This window comes from Nocardioides sp. NPDC057772 (assembly GCF_042798075.1).
In the GTDB taxonomy this organism is placed as follows: domain Bacteria; phylum Actinomycetota; class Actinomycetes; order Propionibacteriales; family Nocardioidaceae; genus Nocardioides.
The window spans coordinates 1-4519 of sequence record NZ_JBHVKN010000289.1 but is presented as its reverse complement, the minus strand read 5'-3'; the positions used below and the strand labels follow the sequence as shown (position 1 = coordinate 4519).

The window sequence follows — 4519 nt, the reverse complement described above, 5'->3', positions numbered from 1 at the left end:
CTTTCGAGGGGCCGGGCATTCGGGCTTTTAGGGCCACCTGGTCGCGGGCAGGCTGCTGCGGGGTTCGAAGGCCGGGTCGATGGCGTGGGACCGAGGAGCGGTCATGGGGCGGTCGCCGTGGACGACGGCGAAGGTGGCGTAGGTGGCGAGGGCGAACAGTGCGATGAGGATCAGTGCGGTGGTCATGGCAGTAATTCTTCGCTACCAGGTATTCCTGCCACACTGGCAGAAATGCCTAAGTTGCGCGATTTCCTGCCAACTGGCACCCTTCTGAGGTGCTTAGGAACGTCGCTGCGGTGATCTGGGACGGTGTAGCCCCCTTCGAGTTCGGTGCGGTCTGCGAGGCCTTCGCCATCGACCGCCGCGACGACGGGGTGCCCTACCTCGACTTCGCGGTGTGTGCGCCGACGGCGGGGATGGTGCGCACCAACCTCGGTTCGGGGTCGAGGCGCCGAACGGTCTGGAGCGCCTCGACGAGGCCGACCTGATCGCCATCCCCGCCTTCGGCGGCCCTCAGGGCACCCTGCCCGTGGAGGTGAAGGACGCGCTGCTGCGTGCGCACGCCCGTGGAGCCCGCTTCCTCACCGCCTGCTCCGGCGCCTTCGCGCTGGGCGAGGCCGGCCTCCTCGACGGGATCGAGTGCACGACCCATTGGAAGTACGCCACCGAGCTGCAGCGCCGGTTCCCGGAGTCGAAGGTCGTCCCCGAGGTGCTCTACGTCGACACCGGCCAGATCGTCACCAGCGCCGGCACCGCCTCCGTGCTCGACGCCGCGCTGCACATCTGGCGCCAGGAGTACGGCGCCGCGGTCGCCTCTGCCGTCGCCCGCCGGATGGTCGTGCCGCCGCAGCGTGACGGGGGACAGGCGCAGTTCATCTCCCACCCCGTGCCCGAGCCCGACGCGGAGACGCTGGGGCCCCTGCTGGCCTGGATCTCGTCCCACCTCCACGAGGAGCTCGATGTGGACTCGCTGGCCCGGCAGGTGCTGATGTCGCCGCGTACGTTCGCACGCAGGTTCCGGGCGGAGACCGGGGCCACGCCCTATGCCTGGATCACCGCCCAGCGGGTCCGCCGGGCCGAGGAGCTGCTGGAGCGCACCGAGCGGTCGGTGGAGTGGATCGCGGGCGAGGTCGGGTTCGGCAACGCCGCCGCCCTGCGTCACCACTTCACCCGGGTGCGAGGGCTCTCCCCACAGGCCTACCGGCGCCGGTTCGCGTGTGCCCCCGCCGCGTCCTTGGAGGACACGGCCTAGGGTGTGTCTCCCAAAGACACGGCGGCCGCGAGCGGCGTTTCGGGCCGATCTGGCAAGGCGGCGCCGCGAAGGCATCCTGGAGGCTGTCGAGCGGCGCCAACGCGGCCAGATCGGATGCGAAACGTCGCGTAGCGGGCGTGGGTTTGGGAGACACACCCTAGGGTTGCGCCCATGCGCGTAGGACTCACCGGCGGGATCGCCTCGGGGAAGAGCACGGTGTCGGAGCTGCTGGCCGGGCTCGGGGCGGTGATCGTCGACTCGGACAAGATCGCCCGGGAGGTCGTCGAGCCCGGCACGCCGGGGCTCGCTGCTGTCGTCGAGGAGTTCGGGCCGTCGGTACTCACCGAGACCGGCGAGCTGGACCGGGCCAAGGTCGGGGAGATCGTCTTCGCCGACGAGGGCGCCCGAGCCCGGCTCAACGCGATCGTGCACCCGCTGGTCGGGGCGCGCTCCGCGGAGCTCGAGGAGGCGGGCCGGTTGGCCGGCAAGCTGGTCGTCAACGACATCCCGCTGCTGGTCGAGGTGGGCTATGCGCCCTTCTTCGACGAGGTGATCGTGGTCGACGTACCGGTCGAGACCCAGGTCGAGCGGGCGGTCGCGCGCGGGATGACCGAGGCCGACGCTCGCTCCCGCATCTCCGCGCAGGCGAGTCGCGAGGAGCGGCTCGCGGTCGCGACGTACGTCATCGACAACACCGGCACCCTCGAGGACCTGAGGAAGCGGGTGCGCGAGATCTACGACTCGCTCGCCGGTTCGTGAGCTGGGTGGGGGTTGCTGACATACTCGGCCGCGTGACTGGGGGCAAGCACACAGATTCAGAGGATCGGCAGCGTCGTTCGAGGCGTTGGATGAGGCCGGTGATCGCCGGTGCCGTGCTGGCGCTGGCGGCCGGCGCGGGCGCGGCGGCGGTGACCGTCGGGATGCCGACGAGGTCCGAGGTCGAGCCGAACAGGCCGGCCGCCGCCACGACGAAGACCGACCCCAAGAAGGACACCACGCCGCTTCCGTGGGGACCCACGCAGGGTGAGCTGGCCACCGCCCGCGAGCTGGTCGCGGGGTGGGACGAGAAGCAGCTCGCCGGTCAGGTGATCGTCGGCCGCTACCACGGCACCGACCCGGCCAAGGCGGCGAAGATGGTCCGCAAGCTCCACCTCGCCGGTGTCAGCGTGACCGGCGAGAACGTCGTCGACGAGGCCCAGGTGCGCGAGACGACCGCCGCGGTCTCCCGTGCGGTCGCGGCCGACGGGCGGTCGTTCCCTGCGGTGATCGGCGTCGATCAGGAGGGTGGCGTGGTCTCCCACCTGCGCGGCGTGGCCACGGAGTTCCCGGAGTTCGCGCGCACCGGCGAGGCCATCGAGGCGAAGCCGCGCAAGGGCATCGCGGCGACGACGGAGGCGGCGCGGACGACGGCGCTCGAGCTGCGCGACCTGGGCTTCACCTGGGCCTTCGCGCCCGTCGCCGACGTGACGGTCGGCGCGACCGACCCGACCATCGGGTCGCGCTCGCCGAGCGAGAACCCCCGGGTGGCCGCGACGGCGGTCTCCGCCGCGGTGCAGGGCTACAACGAGGCCGGTCTGGTCTCCACCACCAAGCACTTCCCGGGCCACGGCGCTGTCACCGGCGACACCCACCTCGGGCTCCAGGAGCTCGACTTCGGCATGAAGAAGCTCAAGCGCCGTGACCTGGTGCCGTTCGACGCTGCGGTCGACGCCGGGGCGCCGGCGGTCATGATCAGCCACGTCGACGTCAAGGCCGTGGCGCCCGGGAAGCCGGCCAGCATGGCGGCCCCGATCTACGACCTGCTCCGCGACGACCTCGGCTTCGACGGCGTCGCCGTCACCGACTCGCTGGGGATGGGGGCGGTCACGACCACCACCAAGAAGCCCTCGGTCGCCGCCCTGGAGGCCGGTGCCGATCTGCTGCTGATGCCGGCCAACTCCAAGGCCGCCCACCGCAGCATCGTCAAGGCCCTGCGTTCCGGCCGTCTCGACCGCGATCGTGTCGAGGACGCGGCCGCGAAGGTCGTCGCCATGCAACTGTGGCAGCAGCGCACCGCCGCAACGGTGCCGGTGCCCGGTGACGTACGCGCGCGGGCGCAGGAGGCGTCCGAGGGACTCTCCGAGGCTGCTTCCGACGGCTGACGCCTGGCGGCGCCGGTTCGTGGCACCATCGACCGCATGAGCGTGGTGCTGCACGTCGACCTGGATCAGTTCATCGCGGCGGTGGAGGTGCTGCGGCGACCTGAGCTCGCCGGGAAGCCGGTGATCGTGGGTGGTCGCGGCGACCCGACCGAGCGGGCGGTGGTCTCGACGGCTTCCTACGAGGCGCGGAAGCACGGGGTGGGCTCCGGGATGCCGCTGCGGCTGGCGGTCCGGAAGTGTCCCGACGCCGTGCTGCTGCCGGTCGATCACGCCGCCTACGACAAGGCCTCCGCGGGCGTCATGGACACGCTGCGGTCGCTGGAGTGGGGCGGGGTGCCGGTGCTGGTCGAGGTTCTCGGCTGGGACGAGGCGTTCCTCGGACCCGGCCCCGGCCACGGCGACCTCGGCGATCCAGCGGCCTTCGCCCATGACGTACGCGACGTGGTGCTCGACCGCACCCGGCTGCCCAGCGGGGTCGGTGTCGGCGACAACAAGCTCCAGGCGAAGCTCGCCACCGGGTTCGCCAAGCGGCGAGTCGACGGTGCGGTCGCGCGGGAAGCGGGAGCGGGCGGTCACGAGCCGGGACCGAACGGCCAGCTGCGGGGGACCGGCGTCTACCGGATCACCCACGAGACCTGGGACGCCGAGATGGGCCACCGCCCGACCGATGCGCTGTGGGGGATCGGGGCGAAGACCGCGAAGCGGCTGGCCGGGCTCGGGATCGAGACCGTCGCTGATCTGGGGGCGGCCTCGGCGGAGCGTCTGGCCGCCGAGATCGGCCCGACGACCGGCCCGTGGCTGCGCCGCCTGGGCCGTGGCGTCGACAGCAGCCCGGTGGACCCCTCGCCGTGGGTCGCCCGCGGCCATGGCCACGAGGAGACCTTCCAGCAGGACCTCGTCGAGTGGCCCGACATCGTCGCCGCCACCCGCCGGCTGTGCGGCGAGTGTCTCGCGGACGTCGTGAAGGAGGACCGCCCGGTGACCCGGGTCGAGATCAAGGTGCGCTTCAAGCCGTTCTTCACCGTCACCCGCGGCCACAAGCTCCCCGAGCCCACCCTCGACCCCGACCGCCTCGCCGACGAGGCGGTCGCCCTGCTGGACCGGGTCGAGAAGGACCGTCCGATCC

Annotated in this window: 6 protein-coding genes; 5 read left to right on the top strand and 1 reads right to left on the bottom strand. The window is 71.9% G+C overall.

Going from position 1 to position 4519, the window contains the following annotated elements; translation table 11 throughout:
- Positions 1-27 precede the first annotated feature (27 nt).
- Positions 28-186, bottom strand: a complete 159-nt coding sequence (locus ACFVJS_RS26400; protein ID WP_378886531.1) for a hypothetical protein — start codon at positions 184-186, stop codon at positions 28-30.
- An 89-nt stretch (positions 187-275) separates the two neighbouring features.
- On the opposite strand from ACFVJS_RS26400, the gene ACFVJS_RS26395 reads away from it, so the two are divergent.
- The 5 genes from ACFVJS_RS26395 to ACFVJS_RS26375 form a co-directional block, all read left to right on the top strand.
- A complete protein-coding gene (locus ACFVJS_RS26395) occupies positions 276-488 on the top strand; it encodes a hypothetical protein (protein ID WP_378886530.1) in 213 nt (70 codons plus the stop codon).
- Positions 398-1252, top strand: a complete 855-nt coding sequence (locus ACFVJS_RS26390; RefSeq protein WP_378886529.1) for a helix-turn-helix domain-containing protein — start codon at positions 398-400, stop codon at positions 1250-1252. Before ACFVJS_RS26395 ends, ACFVJS_RS26390 begins: the two co-directional genes overlap by 91 nt.
- Before the next feature lie 171 nt (positions 1253-1423).
- Entirely contained in the window at positions 1424-2011 is a 588-nt protein-coding gene (gene coaE, locus ACFVJS_RS26385; protein ID WP_378886528.1) for a dephospho-CoA kinase, read from the top strand.
- An 89-nt stretch (positions 2012-2100) separates the two neighbouring features.
- Positions 2101-3393, top strand: coding sequence for a glycoside hydrolase family 3 N-terminal domain-containing protein (locus ACFVJS_RS26380; protein WP_378886527.1), 1293 nt, complete (start codon positions 2101-2103; stop codon positions 3391-3393).
- 36 nt (positions 3394-3429) lie between these two features.
- On the top strand, positions 3430-4519 hold a 1090-nt coding region (locus ACFVJS_RS26375; RefSeq protein ID WP_378886526.1), incomplete at its 3' end, for a DNA polymerase IV.

Bases quoted from the DNA above. Each gene is read 5' to 3' on its own strand.
- coaE (WP_378886528.1), top strand. From the start codon at position 1,424: ATGCGCGTAGGACTCACCGGCGGGATCGCCTCGGGGAAGAGCACGGTG.
- ACFVJS_RS26380 (WP_378886527.1), top strand. From the start codon at position 2,101: ATGAGGCCGGTGATCGCCGGTGCCGTGCTGGCGCTGGCGGCCGGCGCG.
- ACFVJS_RS26400 (WP_378886531.1), bottom strand. From the start codon at position 186: ATGACCACCGCACTGATCCTCATCGCACTGTTCGCCCTCGCCACCTAC.